Origin of the sequence: Streptomyces sp. NPDC017936 (genome assembly GCF_044328485.1) — a bacterium.
GTDB lineage: Bacteria > Actinomycetota > Actinomycetes > Streptomycetales > Streptomycetaceae > Streptomyces.
The window spans coordinates 204,445-224,039 of record NZ_JBIRHK010000014.1 but is presented as its reverse complement, the minus strand read 5'-3'; the positions used below and the strand labels follow the sequence as shown (position 1 = coordinate 224,039).

Sequence of the window (19,595 nt, the reverse complement as noted above, 5' to 3'; positions counted from 1 at the left end):
GTGCCACACCGCGCGGCCCAGCGGTCGTACACCGGGGATCCCGTCCGCCGGCCGCCCCTCACCCGTCCCCGTACCCGGCGCTCACGGCGACGCGGTCCGGCACCGGCGCGGCGGGAACCGGCTCAGCGGGAGCGGTTCAGTTCCCGGCCGCCCGGAAGACGCCCTGGCCCGGGGCCAGGAGTCCGCGCGGGTCGTACCTGCGCTTCGCCGACTCCAGCGCCGGCCAGGCCTCACCGAAGTGGGTCCGCCAGTCCGCGGGGGTGAAGGGGATGCTGCCGACGGGGTAGTGGGTGCCCCCGGCCGCGGCGGCGGCCTCGTAGGCGGAGCGGTTGGCCGTCAGGATGCGGTCGACGGCGGCGGTGTCGTCCGGCGGGGCGGCGCTGAGGACGTCGAAGAGGTAGGACACGTCGTCGTCGGAGGTGCGCAGCAGCGGGGTGGTGAGGCGGTCGCGCCGCAAGGGGTAGAAGAGGACGACGCCCCCGGGTCCGAGCGCGGCCGGGGTGAGGCCGTCCAGGATCCGCCCGCTGACGGTCGCGGCGGACGTGCCCGGGAGCATCAGGTTGAGCCAGGGATGGGCGTACTTCCAGATCCCGGCCTCCTTCATGGCCGCGACGAGGGGGGCCAGCCGGTCGAGGAAGTCGGCGTAGGCCCGGTCCTCGAAGGTGAGGCCGGCGGGGTCGTGGCGCAGGCCGCGCAGCAGCGCCGTGTCGTCCGGGGCGGGGCCGGCCGGCGGGCCGTAGGCCACCGCCTCCAGGGTGTAGACGCGGAAGGCGCCGTCGGCGTCCGCGGAGACCTGGCCCTCGACGTGGTCGAAGCGGCCGTCCTGGACGAGGCGGCGCTGGTCGTCGAGGAAGGTCTCCAGGTCGTCGTAGGGCAGGTGGTAGTGGCGTACGCTCCCGGGCGCGGGCACCAGGCGCAGGGTGGCCTCGACGATGACGCCGCACTGGCCGAGGCCCGCGAGGACGGCGTGGAAGAGGTCGGCGTGCCGGGTCGGGGAGCAGCGGACCGGCTCGCCCGCTCCGGTGACCACCCGGAGTTCGGTGACGTTGTCGACCTGGGCGCCGTGCCGGTGGGCCTGGCCGCCGAGGCCTCCCACGGAGAGGGTGCCGCCGACCGAGAGTTCGATGTAGTCGGTGAGGACCGGCGGGGTGAGCCCGTGGGCGAGGGTGGCCCTGGCCACGTCGCTCCACCGGGCGCCGGCGCCGACGGTGACGGTGCGGCTGTCCGGGCCGAGGGGGCCGATGCGCGCGAGGGGCGCGGTCTCGATGACCAGGCCGTCCCGTACCTGTGCCTGGCCGAACGGGGCGTGCCCCTGACCGCGCGGCGCGACCGGCAGGCGGTGGGCGTTGCAGAAGCGGATCATGGTGACGACGTCACGCACCGAGCCGGGGCGCAGGACGGCGAGGGGACGGCGGTGGACCAGGTGGCCGTAGTCGTCGGCCGCGGCGGCCAGCGACGCCGTGTCCGTGACGAGCGTTCCGTCCAGCCGGGGGATGCCGACGAGTGGCGTGCCCGGCTCCGACGGGGTCGCGGCCCAGCCGCGGGCGGCGGGGTCGAAGCCGACCACCACCGCCCCGGTGACCGTGAGTCCGCGCAGAACGGTACGTCTGGACGGTGCGCGGGACATCCGCACCACCACCTCTCCAATAATCCGGAAATGGTCAAATCCTCGGCATCCTAGGTCAGTTGGTGCCCCGATGTGCCGCATTCCCCGGTGGCGTCCCGCCCGCCGACGGTCCGGCGGGCGGGTGCGGGGGAAGGTGTCGCGACGGGGTGGCGAGGCCGCGGGCGGGCGCGGCCCCCGGACCGGCGAGGACGGGGACCACGGCTGTGGTGTCGGTCCGCTGACGTATCCTTCCCGCCACCGCCCACCGACCGCGAGGACCAAGGGAATTGACCGACCTGCCCGCTTTTCCGCTGCCCTTCCACGCCTCCCGCTCCCTGGCGATCGCGGCGCCCCGAACGCTGCGAGAACTGCAGATGATGCAGTGCAGCTCGCACATCCGGGCGAAGCCGGGGTGGTTCGACAAGATGAACGATGCCGACGTCGTCGCCAGGTGGACGCGAGAAGCGGTCGCCCAGGGCCTCACCGAAGCGCAGGTTCGTTACGTGCTGGCCGAACTCCGCCATTACGCCGCGCTGCGGGACGGACGGACCGGCGTCGAGGTGTCCGCCGTCGACGGGGTGTGGCAGTCGGACACGCTGATCGACGACGAGCTCGGATCCCGGCTGCGCGAGGCGGTCAGGGTGGTGGAACAGGTCCCCGAAGCGGAGCGGGACTGGCATCCCGGATCCGACGGCCAGGTACTGGATCTGGTTCATCCCTCACTGTTCTGCCTGGTGAGAGGGGTGAGCGGTGCGCCCGAGCGGGCTTGGCGGAACCCGACGGACCGCTACTCGCGGTACGAGTTCTCGGAGAAGTTCCAGTGGCTGCCCACGGACGTCGACGTCAGCGACGACGGCGATGTCGCCTTCCGTTCGTACGTCAACAACGTCCACCCCGAGACCCACCGCGACCTGGCCCGCGTCCTGCCGGACGTGTTCGCGCGCTTCCGCCCGCTGCTGGAGAACGTGCTCACCGATCTGCGCCATCCGCGGCCCCCGCGGATCGAGGCCGATCCTTACGGTTGGTACGACTCGGAGCCGGAGTACCCGGACAGATCCTCTTACGGTGACGACGAGGCCTACGCAGAAGCCCTCCGTGCGTGGGAGGAGGCCCAGGACGACTGGTGGGAGAACCGCCGCCCGGTCGTCCCGGACGCCCCGGCCTTCACCCCGCCCGAGTCGCCCGACGCATCCGCCCGGGTCGACCTGCGCGGCCGCCGCCTCCAGGTCATCGTCAAGCTCGCCACCATTCATCTCACCCCGGACAAGCCCGAGTACCCCGGCGGTTCCTGGCATGTCGAGGGGATGATGAACGAGCGGATCGTCTCGACCGGCATCTACTACTGGGACAGCGAGAACATCACCGAGAGCCGGCTGAGTTTCCGGGCGGCACTCGACGACCCGCACTACGAACAGGACGACGACGACGGCCTGCGCGAGGTCTACGGCCTGGAGGACGAGGGCCCACTGAACCAGGTGCTGGGATCGGCGTCGACCCCGGCGGGCCGCTGCCTGGCGTTCCCGAACATCCTGCAACACCGCGTCGGATCGTTCGGCCTCGTGGATCCCACCCGCCCGGGACACCGGAAAATCCTCGCGTTCTTCCTGGTCGACCCGTCGGAGAAGATCGTCTCGACATCCGACGTGCCACCGCAGCAACCCTGGTCCGACACCTCGACCATGACCCTCGAACAGGCCAAGGACTACCGCGAACAACTCATGCGGGAACGCAAGTTCTTCGTCGACGAACACAACGAGCAGCTCTACGAACGGGAATTCTCCCTCTGCGAGCACTGAACCCCTTCCGCCCCGACCCTTCGGCTGCGCGAAGGAACTGCCGCACAGGGGGGACGAATTCATTGACCAGGTGACATTTGAATCGGCGACCACCATGCCGGGAACGCCGAGAGGGACGGACGCCGCCCGGCGGAATCCCCGAAGGAAAATCATGGAGGACGGTGCTCACAATGGAATGAGGGGGGAGCCCGAGAACCACGGAGGCGTTCATGATCACCGCAGAACACGTTTCCGAGGCGGAGACCGACTACCTGGCCCAACTCGAGCGGGCCGGTCGGCGGTTCGAGAGCCGTACCGCACGGCGCGAGGAGACCCGCCGGACCATCGAGCGCCGCGGCGTGCTCTACGCCGACGAGCCCGACCGGGTCAACAAGCGGCTGGCGCGGCTGAACGCCGACTGGTCGCTGGCCCGGTCGATCGAGCGGATGCCGACGGAGCCCCCGGCGGCGACGGGGAGCACGCTGCCGCTGGCGCCGGAGGCCTTCGGCGCCGATGTGCTCGGCCTGGAACGCCTGATGGGGCGCAACGACCTCACCGGCGTGGCGTTCCTGGAGGGAGGACACCTGGCCTCGCGGCCGATCGGACGGATCACCGTCAGATCGCCGGTGGGCGGGCACCACGGCACGGGGTTCATGATCTCCCCCTCCCTCCTGATGACCAACAACCACGTGCTGCGCAGTTCCGAGGAGGCGGGCCGCGGCGTCATCGCGTTCGACTTCCAGACCGGACTCGACGGGCTCCCGCTCGTCCCGGTGGTCTTCGCGCTGGAACCCCAGAGGTTCTTCGCGACCGACCGGGACCTGGACTTCAGCGTGGTCGCCGTGGCCGAGCGCGGCGAGCGGGGCGCGCAACTCGCCGATTTCCACTGGCTGCCCCTGGACGGGGCGCAGGGAAAGGCCATCCTCGGTGAATTCGTCAACATCATCCAGCACCCCAACGGCGAACCCAAACAACTCGCGCTCCGCGAGAACCAGATCGTCGATCTGCTGGACGACTTCGTGCACTACGTGACCGACACGGCGCCCGGCTCCTCGGGCTCCCCGGTCTTCAACGACCAGTGGGAGGTCGTCGCCCTGCACCACTCGGCGGTGCCGAAGACCGACAGCGAGGGCCGCCCGCTGGCCGTCGACGGAACGGTGTGGCAGCCGGGCATGGGCGAGCACCGGCTGGCCTGGAAGGCCAACGAAGGGGTGCGCGTCAGCCGCGTCCTCCAGGCGCTGAGCCGGCTCACGCTGACCGGGACCGCGGCCCGGCTGCGCGACGAGCTGTTCAAGCCGGCGGGCACGTCGCTGCCGGGCGAGGCCGCACCGCGGACGACGGCGGGCGTCACGGCGGAGCCGGCGGCCGACGGGCTGCCGCCGGACGGTTCGGCGCAGTCGGCGCCGGCCGGCACCGCGGGCCTCACCGTGCCGCTGCGGCTCAGCGTCGACGTCGGTCCGCCGGCCCTCCGGCAGGCCGACCCCGGCCGCTCCACCGCCGCGCCCCCGTCCGGGACGGCCGCCGCCCCCGCCCCGCCGCTCCCTTCGGCGGCACGGCTGGACGGCCGGGCCGGCGCCGCCGACGAGGCCGCCGAACGGGATCTGCACGCGGCCCTGCGCAACCTCGAACTGGGCAGGGAGCGCGTCTACTACGACCGGGAGGCCGACCGGGAGGCCCGGGACGCCTACTACGCCGGCATCGACGGCGCGGACGGCGACGCGCTGCGCCGGGCGCTCACCGCCCTGCTGGAGAAGACCCACGAGCGCCGCCCCTCCTACCAGCCCTCGCGGCTGCTCTACCCGTGGGTCGACCTGCACCCCGACCGGCTGCTGCGCAGCGTCTACTCCGGCAGGACCTTCACCGCGGAGGAGTTCGTCCGCGCCGACGTCGCCGCCGAGGCGGCCCGGCTCAAGGGCATGCAGGAGTTCCTGCTGCGGGAGAGCGCCGCTGGCCCGGCCGAACTCGCCGCGGAGCTGGACGCCCTGGAGGCGTCGCTGCCCTTCAACTGCGAGCACGTCGTCCCGCAGTCCTGGTTCGCCAAGCGCGAGCCCATGCGCGGTGACCTGCACCATCTGTTCGCGTGCGAGACGGGGTGCAACAGCTTCCGCGGCAACATCCCGTACATGGACTTCCCCGACTTCGACGAGGTCGTACGGGACGACTGCGGGATGCGCGAGCGGACCGGGTTCGAGCCGGGGCACAGCAGGGGTGCCGTCGCCCGGGCCACCCTGTACTTCCTGCTGCGCTATCCCGGGACCGTCGGCGACGAGGCGAGGGAGTTCCCCGAGGAACGGCTGCCCGTCCTGCTGAACTGGCACCGGAACGAGCCCGTCGACGAGCACGAACTCCACCGCAACGCCGCCGTCGCCGAGATACAGGGGAACCGCAATCCGCTGATAGACCACCCGGAGTGGGCCGAGACCCTCGACTTCTCCGGTGTCTGGCCCTGAGCGGGCGGAGGGCGCCCGGCCGGGCGGATGCCCGCCGGGCGCCCGGTGCGGTCACATGCTCCTCAGCTTCACGTACCGTCGCATCCCCGGGAGTTCGGCCAGGGCGATGACGACCGCGGCGGCGCCGACGGCGCCGACGACGGCCCTCACGACGTGGGCGGGGACGAAGATGCCGTTCCTCATGACAGGTCACCTCCTCTCGGGGGCATCGGCCGACAGGTCGGCCAGCAGGGACTCGACGAACGGCACGGACCGCTCGACGGCCTCGCGGACCGGTGCGCTGAGGCCGACGACGACGTCCACCTCGTCGCCGTTCATCCGGACCTCGGGCTCGCAGCCGACGACGAGGACGCGGGGCAGGTCGCCGTCGCCCAGTGAACGGGCGAGGGCGAGGACCCTCACCGGGTCCATGGCGTGGGCCTCGGGGGCACCGCCCGCGGGCAGCGCGGCGAGATCGGGCTCGATGACGCTCAGCGTGCCGGGCGGCTGTCCGTGCGGGGTGGCGTCCAGCAGGACGACCGTGTCGTAGCCGTCCAGCATGCGGTAGGCGAGGTCCATGCCGCGGATGCCGAAGTCGGCGACGTGGACGCCGTCGGGCTGCGGGCGGCTGGCGAGGGCGGCGGCGGCCTCGGGACCGAAGCCGTCGTCCGCCATGAAGATGTTGCCGACGCCGGCGACGAGCACCCGGTGGGCGGGCGGGCCGCCGCCGGGCCCGGCGAGCGGTTCGAGTTCGTCGGGCGCGAAGAAGAAGCGGTGGCCGATCTGGCTCGCCGCTCCGAGGTCGCGGCCCGGATCGCCCTCCAGGACGACGGCGACGTGCACCTGCCCCTCGTAGTCCTCCTCGACGGCGGCGACCTCGGCGATCCGCCCCGTCAGGGCGAGGTCCATGATGTCCGCCCGCCGTGAGGGCCGCAGCCGCACCCGGGTGCCGGGGCGCGGGGAGACCGCGGTCACCGTGCCTCCCCGGCGGCCGTGCGGAACTCGCGGACGGTGCCGTGCAGGTTCATCAGGTCCTCGGTGCCGAGTCCGGCGCAGCGGTCGAGGATCTCGCGCGCCCGCGGGTCGCTCGCCCGCGCCTCGGCGCGCTCCTCCTCGGTCAGGCTCAGCACGCTCAGCACGAGCAGTTGGTCGATCTCGGTCCCGTCGAACAGGTCGCCCGGGCTCTCGGGCGCGACCCGCGGGAAGTCGTACAGGGTGACCGGCGAGGACAGCACCGTGCGCGCCCGGCCGTCGCCCTCGTCGGTGCCGACCAGGACCGGCCAGGTGCCCTGGTTGCGGCAGGCGGCGGCCTGGTCGCGCAGCGCGGCGGGCGGGTCGAGGAGGGACACGAACCGGCCGCTGCCGCTGTGCAGGACGGTGTGCGTGGAGACGAAGGCGTACCGAGCGGCCTCCTCCCGGGCGTGCCGGGCGCCGGGCCGCGGCACCGGGCACGCGGTGTCGTTGGCGATCCGCACGGTCAGCCGGCGCACGCCGTCCGCGACCGGCTCGGCCGTCACCTCGACGGTCCCGGTGAGCCGGCGCCAGTCACGGACCAGGCAGGCGCTCCCGCCCGGCTCGAGCTCCTCGGTCGCGGTGCCCCCGGGGACGTCGACCGCGGCGGCGGCGGGAGCGCCGGTCAGCACGACCTCGCGCTCGGTCACCTCCTGCCAGCTGACGTGGCGCTCCCCCGCCACGGTGAGCTCGTCGACGGGCCGGCCGTCCCGCGTCGCCGTGCGGTCCACCACCTGGAGGAAGCGCACCCGCACGGTGAGGTCGTCGGCGGGTCCCTCGTGGAGCACCCGGGTGGTCATGGTGGCCGGCTCGCCCAGCGCGTCGGCGCAGGCGGCGGGGAAGACGCCGCCGAAGGTCCAGCGTTTGGCGTTCTTCAGCGCGGACCGGCGGTAGGGCCACAGCAGGTAGCCCTCGTACAGGCAGGTCCGGGTGATCTTCTCGACGTCCGAGAGGTCGGTGAGGGTCATGGGGTCCCCGAGTGGTGGTGGGCGACGCCGTCGAGCAGGGCGCGCACGGCGTCGTCGGGAGTGCCGAAGACGTGCCGGGCGCGGTAGGCGTCGAGCCGGTCGTAGGTCTCGCGGGACAGCCGCAGCCAGGGGCTGCCCGCGTGGTAGCGGTCGGTCAGGGAGTGCCAGAGGGCGGCGGGCATGCCGAAGCGGACGTCGCCGTCGGACCAGGGGATGCGGGAGGCGGCGAGGCCCGGGGTGCCCGGGAGCCGGTGGAAGACGGTGCCGCTGAACAGGAAGTCCAGCGGCACGTCGCCGTCGCCGCCCACCGCGCGCAGGTACTTCACGACGGCCAGCTCGGTGTCGTACGGGCACTCGACGGGGATCTCCACCGTCGTGCGGTCGTCGAAGGCCGGCACGTGGACGGTGCTCCGCGCCCAGGTGAGCGGCCGCATGCCGTTCGCCCACTGCTCCGGCGCCCCGAACAGCTCGGTCAGCGCCGCCCGGGCCCGCGGCCCGTAGCGGCGGCGGGCGACGTCGATGCGGACGACGGTGTTCAGGGCGATCGAGCCGACGGGGCTGCCGCCGTTGCGGACGATCTCCAGCCGGAAGCGGAGGGTGGGCAGTGCGGCGAAGCGCTCCTCCTGCGCCGCGGTGACGGCGAACGCGAGGTCCGGCGCCACCGCGGCGGAGGGCTTGGGCGGCGCCGTCATGGAGTGGGCAGGTTCGGCATGTCCCGGTCGACCGGGTTGCGGAGCCTGGCGTTGATGCCGGTGTAGCTGCGGGCCGTCGTGCGGTCGTCGCGGCGGTGTCCCGGCTGGTGCTTGATCAGGCCCCGGTGGTTGCCGCGCCGTACGCCGGCGACGTGCGCCGGCCTGTCGGGCTCGACGTCGGGTTTTCCTACGGTGATGCCCATGACGCCTCCTCGGTGGTGAAGGGGGTGGGTTCGGTCGGTTCGGCGAGAGCGCCGAAGAAGTCCTCGACCCGCTGCCGCACCTCGGGGCCGCCGTCCAGTCCCTTCCAGTGTGCGCGGACGACGGCGACGAGGCGGAAGCAGTCGTCGAGCGGGACGAGCCAGTGCTCGCCCGCCCCGCGGGCGCGGCGCACCAGCAGCGCCCGGACGTCGGTGACGGAATCCGGCAGGTCGGGGTGGCACCGCTCGACCTCCTGCCAGCTGTCCGCGGGGACGGTGGCCCGCAGCGCGCCGAGCGGGCTCGGGTACGCGGCGGTGACCTCGCCGGTCTCCTCCGAACGGGTGAAGAAGGCGAGGGAGACGGGGACGCCGAGGCCCGCCCACACGGCGTCGTCGATGCGGCAGCCGTCGAGCCGTCGCCGCTCCCGCGGCAGCAGCCGGTAGCCGCCCGCCGAGGCGGCGCCGTGGTCGAAGAGCACGGCGCAGGCGCGGCAGGCGCAGGAGACGCCGCCGGTGGCGAGCTGGAGCACATGGCGGTGCGCGGGCCCGGGCGGCAGCGGTTCGGCGCACAGGTCGCAGCTCTGCGGCCGGTCGTGCCGGCCGTCGGCCCGGGCGGCCCGCCGGGCCACGCGTCGCAGCCCGTTCATCCGCAGGAACCTCCGCCGGCCGGTGCGGGGACGGAGGCGGGGGCGCGGAACAGCGCGTCGACGGGGATCAGCGTCTCCTCCGCCGGGCCGGTCTCGACCCGTACGTCCTCGACCTCCGGGGCCCGCGCGGCCACCGCCTCCCGCACGGCCCGCTCGGTCCCGGCCGTCCCGCAGCCGCCGCCCCGGACCGTGATCCGCGCGGTGCCGCCGGACAGCTCGGCCAGCTCCGGGGGGCCGGGCAGGTCCGCGAGGGCCTGGCGCACCCGGGTCTCGACCGGGTCCGGGTGCAGGTCGTGGACCAGCAGCAGATGCCCGACCAGCTCGTCGGCGGCCAGCCGGCCGAGCAGTCCGGGCTGGTCGGCGAGCTGGGCGACGATCCGGCCCAGGCACTGTCCGTACAGCCCGACGAGCGTCTCGACGGTCTGCCCGGCCCGGGCGGCGGCGAGGCCGTCGGGCAGGGCGTCCAGGCCGGACAGCCGCTCCTCGGCCAGCGCGACCTGGGTGCGGGCGTAGGCGTCGTCCCAGGGTTCGAAGGGCATGGGCGGTCCGCCTAACCGGCCAGGGCGCCGAAGGTCGGCGAGTGGGACTGGGTGAGGGTGCGGCCGCCGCCGAGGTACATGTGGACGCCGCACGGCAGGCAGGGGTCGAAGCTGCGGACGGTGCGCATGATGTCGATGCCCTTGAAGTTCTCCGGCCCGTTCTCCTCGAAGATCGGACAGCCCTGCACGGCGTCCTCGTAGGGGCCGGGGGTGCCGTAGAAGTCGCGCGGGCTGGCGTTCCACGGGGTCGGCGGGTACGGGTGGTAGTTGGCGATCTTGCCGTCGCGGATGACCAGGTGGTGGCTGAGCACTCCGCGCACGGCCTCGTGGAAGCCGACGCCGATGGCCTCCTTGGGCACCTTGAAGTCCTGGAACGTCTTGGTGACGCCGGAGCGGACCTCCTTCAGTGCCTGGTCGACGAAGTGCAGCGCCATGCCCGCCGCGTAGGCGACGAAGTACATGCGGGCGCGGTTGCGCTCGATGGTGTTGGGGAACGGGGGCGGCGTCCACTCCAGCCGCCGCTCGGGCGACGACGGGGTCTTGGGCAGGTCGATCTGCACGCTGTGGCCGGTGGAGCGCACGTACGGGGTGCTGACCTTCCCGGCGAGGGCGGTGGCCCAGAGGCGGGCGATGGGGCCGCCGCCGGTGTCCAGGGCGAGGAAGTCGTCGGTGCGCTTGTCGAACCAGCGGGGGCTCATCACCCAGCTGTAGTTGCCGCCGTTCAGGTCGCGCTTCTGCGGGGCGGGCAGGGTGGTCTGGTTCCACGGGTGCCGCTTGTCGACCGGATTGCCGAGCGGGTCCTTGTCGACGAAGGTCTCCTCGCCGGTCCAGTCCTCGTAGTAGGAGCTGCCGAGCAGGATGCGCATGCCGAGGTTGATGTCGACGAGGTCGGTGGTGACGAGCTGGTTGTCGACCACGATGCCCGGGGTGACGAACATGCGGTTGCCCCACTCGTTCATCTTCCGGTAGCTGTAGTCGACGATCTCGGGGTCCTGGAAGGCGCCCCAGCAGCCGAGCAGGGTGCGGCGCCGGCCGACCTCCTCGTAGCCGGGGAGGGCCTCGTAGAAGAAGTCGAAGACGTCGTCGTTCATGGCGACGGCGCGCTTGATGAAGTCCAGGCAGCGGGTGAGCCGCACCAGGTAGTCGGTGAAGACCTGGGGGGTGGCCATCGTGCCGACGCCGCCCGGGTAGAGGGTGGAGGGGTGCACGTGGCGGCCCTCCATGAGGCAGATCATCTCGCGCGTGATCCGGCTCATGACGAGCGCCTCTTTGTAGGTGTCGCCCTCGAAGGGGTTGTACGAGCGCATGATGTCGCCGATCGTGCGGCAGCCGTGCTGGTCGCCGCGCGGGGCGGGGGTGCGCTCGGCCCGCTCCCACACGCCCGGGTTGGTCTCCTTGACCATGCGTTCGCAGTAGTCGACGAAGACCATGTTGTCCTGGAAGATCGTGTGGTCGAACATGTACTCGGCGGCCTCGCCGAGGTTGATGATCCACTCGCCGACCGGCGGCGTCTTCACCCCGTACGCCATGTTCTGGGCGTACACCGAGCAGGTGGCGTGGTTGTCCCCGCAGATGCCGCAGATGCGGCTGGTGATGAAGTGGGCGTCGCGGGGGTCCTTGCCCTTCATGAAGACGCTGTAGCCGCGGAAGACCGAGGAGGTGCTCTTGCACTCCACGACCTCGCGCGCGTTGAAGTCGATCTTCGTGTAGATGCCGAGGTTGCCGACGATCCGGGTGATCGGATCGAACGCGACGTCGGTGAGGGTGCGCTGCTCCGCGGGGGCGGCCTGGCTCGTCGTCACTCGACGGATTCCTTTCGGGACAAGGGGCAGGCGTGGGGTTCGGGGGTCACTTGCCGGGCCAGCGCGGCGCGAAGCCGGAGGTGAGCTCGGGGCGGTTGTGCCGCCACTTGGGCTCTTTGTTGACCGAGCGGTTGGTGATGGCGCGCAAGGTGCGCACCAGCGGTCCGTAGGTGGAGGCCAGCAGGCCGGAGGAGATGCTGCCGCCGGGCGGCTCGTCCATGAACGGCATGAACTTGTCGGGGAACCCCGGCATGGTGCAGGCGATGCAGATGCCGCCGACGTTGGGGCAGCCGCCGATGCCGTCCATCCAGCCCCGCTTGGGGACGTTGCAGTTGACGACCGGACCCCAGCAGCCGATCTTCACCTGGCACTTGGGCGAGTTGTAGTCCTTGGCGAAGTCACCCTGCTCGTAGTACGCGGCGCGGTCGCAGCCCTCGTGCACCGTCTTGCCGAACAGCCAGGTGGGGCGCAGCTGGTCGTCGAGCGGGATCGGCGGCGCCATGCCGGCGGCCTGGTAGAGGAGCCAGGTCACGGTCTCCATGAAGTTGTCGGGCTGGACGGGGCAGCCGGGCACGTTGACGATGGGCAGCCCCCCGGCCGAGCGGAAGTCCCAGCCCAGGTAGTCGGCGAGGCCCATGCAGCCGGTGGGGTTGCCCGCCATGGCGTGGATTCCGCCGTACGTGGCGCAGGTGCCGATCGCGACGACGGCGAAGGCTCCGGGGGCGAGCCGGTCGATCCAGGTGTTGAAGGTGATGGGCTCGCCCGTGCGCGGGTCGTTGCCCATCGACGTCCAGTAACCGTCGCCGTTGATGCGCTCGTTGGGGATCGAGCCCTCCACGACCAGGACGTACGGGGCGCCCAGCACGCCGTCGGCGGCCTCGTGGAAGGGGCGGGTGAAGTCGTCGGCGCTCTCGTAGGACAGCACCTTGTTGTGCAGGACCACCTTGGGCAGTCCCGGGATGGCGCCGAGGACCACGTCCTCCAGACTGGGCAGCGACGCGGCCGTGACGGAGACGGTGTCGCCGTCGCAGCTCATGCCCTCGGAGGTCCACAGGATGTGAACCTCTTCCACGGCCGCGGGGGCCTCGGTGTCGGTGCTCATGGATTCCCTTCCTGGCGGCGTCCCCCGCAGCAGGCTGACATATCCGACAATCAGCGACCATTCGGGCGCTCTGTTCGGAGGTGTCCGGGTGTCCCGTCCGGCCGTCGCTTGCGCACGAAGGCGGAGCGCAGCGCGTGGTACGGAGCGGCCGGATCGTCGAAGACGGCACGCATCCGCTCGAGTTCGGCGGCGCGGTGGGCGCCGAGCGGACGTACGGCCTCGTCGCGCTCGCGTGCGGTCTTCTTGCCGCCCAGCCGGGCCCGCAGTCCCGCCGAACGGGCCAGCCGCTCGGCCATCCGGGTGACCTCGGCCGAGAACTCCCCCGGCGCGCACGCGACGACGCGGTCGACCAGCCCGAGGGCGTGGGCCGCGTCGGCGGTCAACGGCAGGGCGTCCTCCATCAGGCGCGCGGCGGCCGCCGGACCGACCCGGCGAGGCAGGGTGTAGGTCCAGTACTCGGAGCCGTACAGGCCCATCAGCCGGTAGTGCGGGTTGAGCACCGCGCCGCGGCGGCACCACACCTCGTCCGCCGCGAGGGCCAGCATGGCGCCGCCGGCGGCCGCGTTGCCGGCCGGCGCCGCGACCACGAGGCGGTCGGTGGTGGTCAGGATCTCCTCGACCAGGTCGTCGATGGCCTCGATGTTGGCGAGCGACTCGGCGGCGGGGTCGGGGGCGGCCTCGATGACGTTGAGGTGGATCCCGTTGGAGAAGAAGTCCCGGTGGCCGCCGAGGACGATGACGTCGGTCGGGCGGGTGCGGGCGTGGCGGTAGGCGTCGAGGAGGCGACGGCACCGGTCGGTGCTCATGGCCCCGCCGGGGAAACGGAAGCGCAGGTGACCGACGCTCCCCTGCTCCTCGTAGGTGATGTCCGCGTGGCTCCCGCCCGTCCGTGGGCGGCCGTCCGCCGCTTCGGGCAGCGAGGGGCCCAGCGCCGTGGCCGCCGGCAGCTTGAAGGTCGCCGGGCCGCCCGGCTCGCGGCGGGGCCGCAGCTCTGGGATCCAGACCGCGCCGTCCGTCGTCGCCCGGCAGACCGCGCCGTGGCGGGTGGCCAGGAACTCGCCCGGGAAGCCGGTGAGGTGGGGTTCCGGGTGGCCTCCGTGCAGGTACCACTGCGCTCCCAGGAAGGTGTCCAGCACTCCGGGCTGCGAGTCGGCGGCGCGCAGCTTGCGCAGGACGGTCACGGTGGTGTCGTGCGCCCAGTCGATGCGCCGCTCCTCCTGGCGCAGGTACGGCCGCCAGGTGTGGACCGGCGGGACGACCGGGACGTACGCGCCGGAGGCGAAGCGTTCGACGGCGAGCAGGACCGCCCGCGAGGCGGCGTCCGCCAGTTCGCCGCGGTACAGGTCGCTCTTGCCGACGTCCGGGGGGACGGCGAAGTCCGCCGACGCCCAGACCGGGCCGGCGTCCATCTCGGCGACCGCCTGCAGGACGGTCACGCCCCAGCGGTCCCGCCCCTCCTGCACCGCCCGGTCCAGCGAGGACGGGCCCCGGTCGCCGGGCGGTCCCGGATGGACGATCAGACAGGGGTGCGCCGACCACACCTCCTCGGGGACGGCGGTCGTCAGCATGGGGCAGATCACCAGGTCGGGCGCGTGCCGGCGCACCGCGGCGGTCAGCCGCCCGTCGTCCCGGAGGGCCAGTTCGACGGCGACGGGGTGCCCGAGGTCGCGCAGCTCCGCGAAGACCCGCTGGGTGAGGCTGTTGAACGCGTCGGCGAGAAGCAGGATCCGCATCACGCGGCGATGTTCCCCGGCCGTCCGCGCCGGGCCCCGGAGCCACGCCCCCCGGCGTCCCGCGCTTGCGCCGCCCGGGGGAAAACACCCGCCGTCCGCTCCCGCGTGCCCGGGCCGGGCCGTGGTCGTGCCTACCGTGGCGGACCATGCACGAGCTGTCGATCGCCGCCGCCGTCGTGGAGAACGCCGAGGGCGTCGCCCGCGCCCACGGGGCGGACGCGGTGGCGGGCGTGACCCTGCGCGTCGGCGAGCTGGCGGGAGTGGTCCCGGACGCACTGCGCTTCTCCTTCTCGCTGGTCGCCGAGGGCACCGCGCTGGACGGCGCGGAGCTGGTCATCGAAGAGGTGCCGGCCCGGGCCCGCTGCGGCGGCTGCGGCGCGCGGTTCGCGGTCGGCTCGCCGCCCACGCTGTGGTGCCCGCACTGCGACACCGCGGCGGCCGAGCTGCTGACCGGGCGGGAACTGGAACTGGCGGAGGTACGAATGGCAGGGAGCCCGTGATGTGCCGCAGCATCGACGTACGGACGGCCGTACTGGCCAAGAACGACGGCCTGGCGGCCGAGCTCCGCGCCGACCTGGCGAAACGGCGGGTGACGGCCGTCAACCTGCTCTCCAGCCCCGGAAGCGGCAAGACCGCGCTGCTCGAACTGGTGCTGCGCCGGGCGCTCAGCCGGGACGTGCCGGTCGCCGCCCTCACGGCCGACCTGGCCACCGAGAACGACGCCCGCCGCCTCGCCCGTTCCGGGGCGCCGGTGAAGCAGGTGCTGACCGGCGGCCTGTGCCATCTGGAGTCCGCGCAGGTGCGCGGGCTCATCGACGGCTGGCTCCCGCCCGCGACCCGCGTGCTGTTCGTGGAGAACGTCGGGAACCTGGTCTGTCCCGCCTCCTACGACCTGGGCGAGACCCTGCGCGTGACGCTGATGTCGGTGACGGAGGGCGAGGACAAACCGCTGAAGTACCCGACCGCCTTCGGCGCCGCCCACCTCGTGGTGCTGACCAAGGCGGACCTCGCCGAGGCCGCCGCCTTCGACGACGCCGCGTTCGCGACGGCCGTGGAGCGCGTCAATCCCGGGGTGGAGATCCTGCGGACGTCGGCCCGTACCGGGCAGGGCCTCGACACCCTGCTCGACCGGATCCTCACCGTCGCCGACGGCGTGCCGCCGCACGCCCCGCTGCTCGCGGCGGACCACCTGCGCGACCACGGCCACCACCACGGCCCCGCCGAGGGCGCGGACCACGACCACGGCGGCCACCACGGGCACGCGCCCCGGGCCACCACCGCGTGACCTCCGCGACGACGGCCCGCGGCCCGGCCGGTCCGGCCGCGGTACGCCGGCGTGTGATCGTCCGCGGGACCGTGCAGGGCGTCGGGTTCCGGCCCTTCGTGCACCGCCTCGCGACGGAGCTGGGCCTCGCGGGCCACGTGCGCAACGGCGCGGCCGGCGTGGTCGCCGAGGTGGAGGGCGTCCCGGAGGCCGTGGCGGAGTTCTGCCGGGCCCTGGCCGAGCGGCCCCCGCCCCTGGCGGACGTGCGGGAGGTGGCGTACGAGACGGTGGCGGCCGTCGGCGTGCCCGGTTTCGTCATCCGCGCCTCCGAGGACGAGGGCGACGGCGCCCGCCGGACGCTCATCCCGCCGGACACCGCGCCGTGCGAGGACTGTCTGCGGGAGCTGGCGGACCCGGCGGACCGCCGCCACCGGCACCCCTTCATCGCGTGCACGCACTGCGGCCCGCGCTTCACCCTCTCCACCGGCCTGCCCTACGACCGGGCGACGACCACGATGGCCGCCTTCCCGCTGTGCCCGGAGTGCGCCGCCGAGTACGCCGACCCCGCCGACCGCCGCTTCCACGCCCAGCCGGTGGCGTGCCACGCCTGCGGGCCCCGGCTGCGGCTCACCGTGCCCGGCGGACGCCCCCGGGAGGGCGAGGCGGCCCTGGCGGGGGCGCGGCGGCTGCTGGCGCGGGGCGCCGTGCTGGCCGTCAAGGGGCTCGGCGGTTACCACCTGGCCTGCGACGCCGGCGACGAGCGGGCCGTCGCCGCCCTGCGCCGGCGCAAGGAGCGCGGCGGCAAACCCTTCGCCGTCATGTGCGCCGACCTGGCGGACGCCGAGCGGCTGGCGCACGTGAGCGCCGGGGAGCGGGAGGTCCTGACGGGCCGGCGGCGGCCCATCGTGCTGCTGCGCCGCACGGCCGCGGCGGGGCTCGCCGCGTCGGTGTGCCCGGGCAGCCCGGACGTCGGCGTGATGCTGCCGTACACCCCGCTGCACCGGCTGCTGTTCGGTCTGCCGGGCGATCCGCCGGGGCCGCGGGTCCTGGTGATGACCAGCGGCAACCGTTCCGGGGAGCCGATCGTCACCGACGACGCCGAGGCGCTGGAGCGGCTCGCCGGGATCGCGGACGCCTGGCTCCGGCACGACCGGGTCGTCGAGGCGCCCTGCGACGACTCCGTGGTCCGCGTCCGCCCGGACGGAGGGGGCGAGGTCGTCCTGCGCCGGTCGCGCGGACACGTCCCCGAGCCGGTCGCGCTGCCCGTCCCCGTCGCCCCGGCCCTCGCCGTGGGCGGTGACCTCAAGAACGCCCTGTGCCTCGGGGCGGAGGACGGCGCCTGGTTCTCGCCGCACGTCGGCGACATGGGCGACCTGGCGACCGTACGGGCCTTCGAGCGGGCCGCCGGGCGGCTGCGCGCGCTGACCGGCATCGACCACGAGCTGCTGGCGGCCGACCGGCACCCGGGGTACCACTCGGCGCGGTGGGCGCGGCGGGCCGCGCGGTCGGACGGTCTCGAGCTGCGTCCGGTGCAGCACCACCACGCCCACCTCGCGTCCCTGATGGCCGAGCACGGGCTGGACGGCTCCGCCCCCGTCGTCGGCGTCGCCTTCGACGGCACCGGGTACGGCGACGACGGCGCGATCTGGGGCGGCGAGGTGCTGATCGCGGACTACGGCGGCTACCGCCGCTTCGCGCACCTGCCGTACGCGCACCTGCCCGGCGGCGACGCGGGCGTGGCCAATCCGTGCCGGGGCGCGCTGGCGCGGCTGACCGCGGCGGGCCTGCCCTGGGAGCCCGGGCTGCCCTGCGTCGCCGCCTGCACGGACGAGGAACTGCGGCTGCTGGGACGGCAGCTGGCGCGCGGGACGGCGTGCGTGCCGACGTCGTCCATGGGCCGGCTCTTCGACGCGGTCTCGTCCCTGACCGGGGTCTGCCACCGGACCCGCTACGAGGCCCAGGCCGCGATCGAGCTGGAGGCGGCGGCCCTGGCCGCGTGGCCGGAGCGGACCGGGGCGTACGCCTTCGCCGGCGGTCTGGACCCGGGGCCGGTGCTGGCCGCGATCGTGGCCGACCTGCGGCACGGGGCGCCCGTGCCGGTGATCGCCGCCCGCTTCCACCGCGGGGTCGCGCGGGCGGTGCTGGAGGTCTGCCGGTCGGCCCGCCGGGAGACCGGGGCGGGCGTGGCCGCGCTGTCGGGCGGGGTGTTCGCCAACGTGCTGCTCGACACCGAGTGCGCCGCGCTGCTGGCGGCGGACGGCTTCACGGTGCTCCGGCACCGGCGGGTGCCGCCGGGCGACGGCGGGCTCGCGCTCGGCCAGCTGGTAGTGGCGGCCCACCGGGGCCGCGCGCAACGACAAGGAGGGCGCTGATGTGCCTTGCGGTACCCGGCCGGGTGGTCGGGATCGAGGACCGGGACGGCACCCGCATGGCGCGGGTCGACTTCGGCGGTGTGGTCAAGGACGTGTGCCTGGCCTACGTCCCGGATGCCGAGGTGGGTGAGTACGTCATCGTCCACGTCGGTTTCGCGCTCCAGCGGCTGGACGAGGAGTCGGCCCGCGCCTCGCTGGACCTGTTCGAGCAACTCGGCCTGCTGGAAGAGGAGTTCGGCGACGCGTGGGCGCGGGCCGAGGCCGAGGCGGCGGTCACGGAACAGGAGGGCACACGATGAGGTACATCGAGGAGTTCAACGACCCGGCGCTGGCCCGCCGGCTGCTGGACGAGATCCACGCGACGGTCACCCGGCCCTGGGCGCTGATGGAGGTCTGCGGCGGGCAGACCCACTCCATCATCCGCCACGGCATCGACCAGCTGCTGCCTGAAGAGGTGGAGTTGATCCACGGACCCGGCTGTCCGGTGTGCGTGACCCCGCTGGAGATGATCGACAAGGCGCTGGCGATCGCGTCCCGCCCGAACGTCGTCTTCTGCTCCTTCGGCGACATGCTGCGCGTGCCCGGGACCGACCGCGACCTGTTCCGGGTGCGGGGCGAGGGCGGTGACGTACGGGTGGTGTACTCGCCGCTGGACGCCCTGGACATCGCCCGCCGGGAGCCGGACAAGCAGGTCGTGTTCTTCGGCATCGGCTTCGAGACCACGGCGCCGGCCAACGCGATGACCGTGCGCGAGGCCCGCCGCCGGGGCATCGGCAACTTCAGCCTGCTGGTGTCGCACGTACGCGTCCCGCCCGCGATCGACGCGATCATGCGGGCGCCCGGGTGCCGGGTCCAGGCGTTCCTGGCCGCCGGCCACGTGTGCAGCGTCATGGGCACGGCCGAGTACCCCGAGCAGGCCGAGCGCCATCGCGTGCCGATCGTGGTGACCGGTTTCGAACCGCTGGACATCCTGGAGGGCGTCCGCCGCGCGGTCGGTCAGCTGGAGCGCGGGGAGCACCGGGTGGAGAACGCCTACCCGCGCGCGGTGCGCGAGGCGGGCAACCCGGTCGCGCTGCGCGTGATCGAGGAGGTCTTCGAGGTCACCGACCGCGCCTGGCGGGGCATCGGGACCATTGCGGACAGCGGCTGGCGGCTGTCCGACGCCTTCCGCGCGTACGACGCCGAGCACCGCTTCGACGTCGGTGACGTGCGGACCGCGGAGTCCGCCGAGTGCCGCAGCGGCGAGGTCCTGCAGGGCCTGATCAAGCCCCACGAGTGCCCCGCGTTCGGCACGGCCTGCACCCCGCGCACCCCGCTGGGCGCGACGATGGTCTCCAGCGAGGGCGCCTGCGCGGCGTACTACCTGTACCGGCGGCTGGAGGTGGCCCCCGTTGGCTGACACGGACGTGGCCGGGGCGGTCGTGGACCCCGCGAACTGGAGCTGCCCCCTTCCCC

At 73.5% G+C, this 19,595-nt stretch carries 18 protein-coding genes; 7 read left to right on the top strand and 11 right to left on the bottom strand.

What is annotated here, in order from left to right:
* Positions 1-136: 136 nt before the first annotated feature.
* On the bottom strand, positions 137-1,627 hold the full coding sequence (locus ACH4F6_RS27860) for an FAD-binding protein (RefSeq protein ID WP_397963085.1): 1,491 nt from the start codon (positions 1,625-1,627) through the stop codon (positions 137-139).
* 266 nt (positions 1,628-1,893) lie between these two features.
* Here ACH4F6_RS27860 and ACH4F6_RS27855 point away from each other — a divergent pair, with 266 nt between their 5' ends.
* Positions 1,894-3,402, top strand: a complete 1,509-nt coding sequence (locus ACH4F6_RS27855; protein WP_397963084.1) for a DUF4246 domain-containing protein — start codon at positions 1,894-1,896, stop codon at positions 3,400-3,402.
* Between the two features lie 209 nt (positions 3,403-3,611).
* Positions 3,612-5,831, top strand: coding sequence for an endonuclease (locus ACH4F6_RS27850; RefSeq protein ID WP_397963083.1), 2,220 nt, complete (start codon positions 3,612-3,614; stop codon positions 5,829-5,831).
* A 51-nt stretch (positions 5,832-5,882) separates the two neighbouring features.
* Here the strand turns inward: ACH4F6_RS27850 and ACH4F6_RS27845 are convergent, their stop codons facing one another.
* Genes ACH4F6_RS27845 through ACH4F6_RS27800 form a run of 10 tightly spaced genes read right to left on the bottom strand, consistent with a single transcriptional unit; the run spans position 5,883 to position 14,504 of the window.
* Complete coding sequence (locus ACH4F6_RS27845; protein WP_397963082.1) at positions 5,883-6,014, bottom strand: DUF6893 family small protein; 132 nt, start codon at positions 6,012-6,014, stop codon at positions 5,883-5,885.
* 6 nt (positions 6,015-6,020) lie between these two features.
* Complete coding sequence (locus ACH4F6_RS27840) at positions 6,021-6,785, bottom strand: hydrogenase maturation protease (RefSeq protein ID WP_397963081.1); 765 nt, start codon at positions 6,783-6,785, stop codon at positions 6,021-6,023.
* Complete coding sequence (locus ACH4F6_RS27835) at positions 6,782-7,789, bottom strand: hypothetical protein (RefSeq protein WP_397963080.1); 1,008 nt, start codon at positions 7,787-7,789, stop codon at positions 6,782-6,784. Before ACH4F6_RS27835 ends, ACH4F6_RS27840 begins: the two co-directional genes overlap by 4 nt.
* Positions 7,786-8,481 (bottom strand): DUF6084 family protein, encoded by a 696-nt coding sequence (locus tag ACH4F6_RS27830; RefSeq protein WP_397963079.1) that lies wholly within the window; start codon positions 8,479-8,481, stop codon positions 7,786-7,788. Before ACH4F6_RS27830 ends, ACH4F6_RS27835 begins: the two co-directional genes overlap by 4 nt.
* Positions 8,478-8,684 (bottom strand): hypothetical protein, encoded by a 207-nt coding sequence (locus ACH4F6_RS27825; RefSeq protein ID WP_397963078.1) that lies wholly within the window; start codon positions 8,682-8,684, stop codon positions 8,478-8,480. The genes ACH4F6_RS27830 and ACH4F6_RS27825 overlap by 4 nt, the downstream gene beginning before the upstream one ends.
* Positions 8,669-9,328 carry a DUF5947 family protein gene (locus ACH4F6_RS27820; RefSeq protein WP_397963077.1) on the bottom strand — a complete coding sequence of 220 codons (660 nt, stop codon included), beginning with the start codon at positions 9,326-9,328 and terminating at the stop codon, positions 8,669-8,671. Before ACH4F6_RS27820 ends, ACH4F6_RS27825 begins: the two co-directional genes overlap by 16 nt.
* Positions 9,325-9,867, bottom strand: a complete 543-nt coding sequence (locus ACH4F6_RS27815; RefSeq protein ID WP_397963076.1) for a NifU family protein — start codon at positions 9,865-9,867, stop codon at positions 9,325-9,327. Before ACH4F6_RS27815 ends, ACH4F6_RS27820 begins: the two co-directional genes overlap by 4 nt.
* An 11-nt stretch (positions 9,868-9,878) precedes the next feature.
* Complete coding sequence (locus ACH4F6_RS27810) at positions 9,879-11,669, bottom strand: nickel-dependent hydrogenase large subunit (RefSeq protein WP_397963075.1); 1,791 nt, start codon at positions 11,667-11,669, stop codon at positions 9,879-9,881.
* Positions 11,670-11,715: 46 nt separating this feature from the next.
* On the bottom strand, positions 11,716-12,771 hold the full coding sequence (locus ACH4F6_RS27805) for a hydrogenase expression protein HypE (RefSeq protein WP_397963074.1): 1,056 nt from the start codon (positions 12,769-12,771) through the stop codon (positions 11,716-11,718).
* A gap of 50 nt (positions 12,772-12,821) precedes the next feature.
* Entirely contained in the window at positions 12,822-14,504 is a 1,683-nt protein-coding gene (locus tag ACH4F6_RS27800; protein ID WP_397963073.1) for an enoyl-CoA hydratase-related protein, read from the bottom strand.
* A 146-nt stretch (positions 14,505-14,650) separates the two neighbouring features.
* Between ACH4F6_RS27800 and hypA the strand changes: the two genes are divergently transcribed.
* Genes hypA through hypD form a run of 5 tightly spaced genes read left to right on the top strand, consistent with a single transcriptional unit; the run spans position 14,651 to position 19,539 of the window.
* Positions 14,651-15,004: a hydrogenase maturation nickel metallochaperone HypA gene (gene hypA, locus ACH4F6_RS27795; RefSeq protein ID WP_397963072.1), complete on the top strand. Its 354-nt coding sequence runs from the start codon at positions 14,651-14,653 to the stop codon at positions 15,002-15,004.
* The gene (gene hypB / locus ACH4F6_RS27790) at positions 15,004-15,789 is read left to right on the top strand and encodes a hydrogenase nickel incorporation protein HypB (protein ID WP_397963071.1); all 786 of its coding nucleotides are present in this window, start codon (positions 15,004-15,006) and stop codon (positions 15,787-15,789) included. Before hypA ends, hypB begins: the two co-directional genes overlap by 1 nt.
* Before the next feature lie 53 nt (positions 15,790-15,842).
* Entirely contained in the window at positions 15,843-18,140 is a 2,298-nt protein-coding gene (gene hypF, locus ACH4F6_RS27785) for a carbamoyltransferase HypF (RefSeq protein ID WP_397963070.1), read from the top strand.
* Positions 18,140-18,439, top strand: a complete 300-nt coding sequence (locus ACH4F6_RS27780) for a HypC/HybG/HupF family hydrogenase formation chaperone (RefSeq protein WP_397963069.1) — start codon at positions 18,140-18,142, stop codon at positions 18,437-18,439. Before hypF ends, ACH4F6_RS27780 begins: the two co-directional genes overlap by 1 nt.
* Entirely contained in the window at positions 18,436-19,539 is a 1,104-nt protein-coding gene (gene hypD, locus ACH4F6_RS27775; protein ID WP_397963068.1) for a hydrogenase formation protein HypD, read from the top strand. The genes ACH4F6_RS27780 and hypD overlap by 4 nt, the downstream gene beginning before the upstream one ends.
* Positions 19,540-19,595: the final 56 nt, after the last annotated feature.

What these genes read in the sequence shown, in the direction of transcription:
- ACH4F6_RS27860 (WP_397963085.1), bottom strand. Translation starts at nt 1,627, where the DNA reads ATGTCCCGCGCACCGTCCAGACGTACCGTTCTGCGCGGACTCACGGTC.
- ACH4F6_RS27850 (WP_397963083.1), top strand. Translation starts at nt 3,612, where the DNA reads ATGATCACCGCAGAACACGTTTCCGAGGCGGAGACCGACTACCTGGCC.
- ACH4F6_RS27845 (WP_397963082.1), bottom strand. Translation starts at nt 6,014, where the DNA reads ATGAGGAACGGCATCTTCGTCCCCGCCCACGTCGTGAGGGCCGTCGTC.
- ACH4F6_RS27835 (WP_397963080.1), bottom strand. Translation starts at nt 7,789, where the DNA reads ATGACCCTCACCGACCTCTCGGACGTCGAGAAGATCACCCGGACCTGC.
- ACH4F6_RS27830 (WP_397963079.1), bottom strand. Translation starts at nt 8,481, where the DNA reads ATGACGGCGCCGCCCAAGCCCTCCGCCGCGGTGGCGCCGGACCTCGCG.
- ACH4F6_RS27825 (WP_397963078.1), bottom strand. Translation starts at nt 8,684, where the DNA reads ATGGGCATCACCGTAGGAAAACCCGACGTCGAGCCCGACAGGCCGGCG.
- ACH4F6_RS27820 (WP_397963077.1), bottom strand. Translation starts at nt 9,328, where the DNA reads ATGAACGGGCTGCGACGCGTGGCCCGGCGGGCCGCCCGGGCCGACGGC.
- ACH4F6_RS27815 (WP_397963076.1), bottom strand. Translation starts at nt 9,867, where the DNA reads ATGCCCTTCGAACCCTGGGACGACGCCTACGCCCGCACCCAGGTCGCG.
- ACH4F6_RS27805 (WP_397963074.1), bottom strand. Translation starts at nt 12,771, where the DNA reads ATGAGCACCGACACCGAGGCCCCCGCGGCCGTGGAAGAGGTTCACATC.
- ACH4F6_RS27800 (WP_397963073.1), bottom strand. Translation starts at nt 14,504, where the DNA reads ATGCGGATCCTGCTTCTCGCCGACGCGTTCAACAGCCTCACCCAGCGG.
- hypA (WP_397963072.1), top strand. Translation starts at nt 14,651, where the DNA reads ATGCACGAGCTGTCGATCGCCGCCGCCGTCGTGGAGAACGCCGAGGGC.
- hypB (WP_397963071.1), top strand. Translation starts at nt 15,004, where the DNA reads ATGTGCCGCAGCATCGACGTACGGACGGCCGTACTGGCCAAGAACGAC.
- ACH4F6_RS27780 (WP_397963069.1), top strand. Translation starts at nt 18,140, where the DNA reads ATGTGCCTTGCGGTACCCGGCCGGGTGGTCGGGATCGAGGACCGGGAC.
- hypD (WP_397963068.1), top strand. Translation starts at nt 18,436, where the DNA reads ATGAGGTACATCGAGGAGTTCAACGACCCGGCGCTGGCCCGCCGGCTG.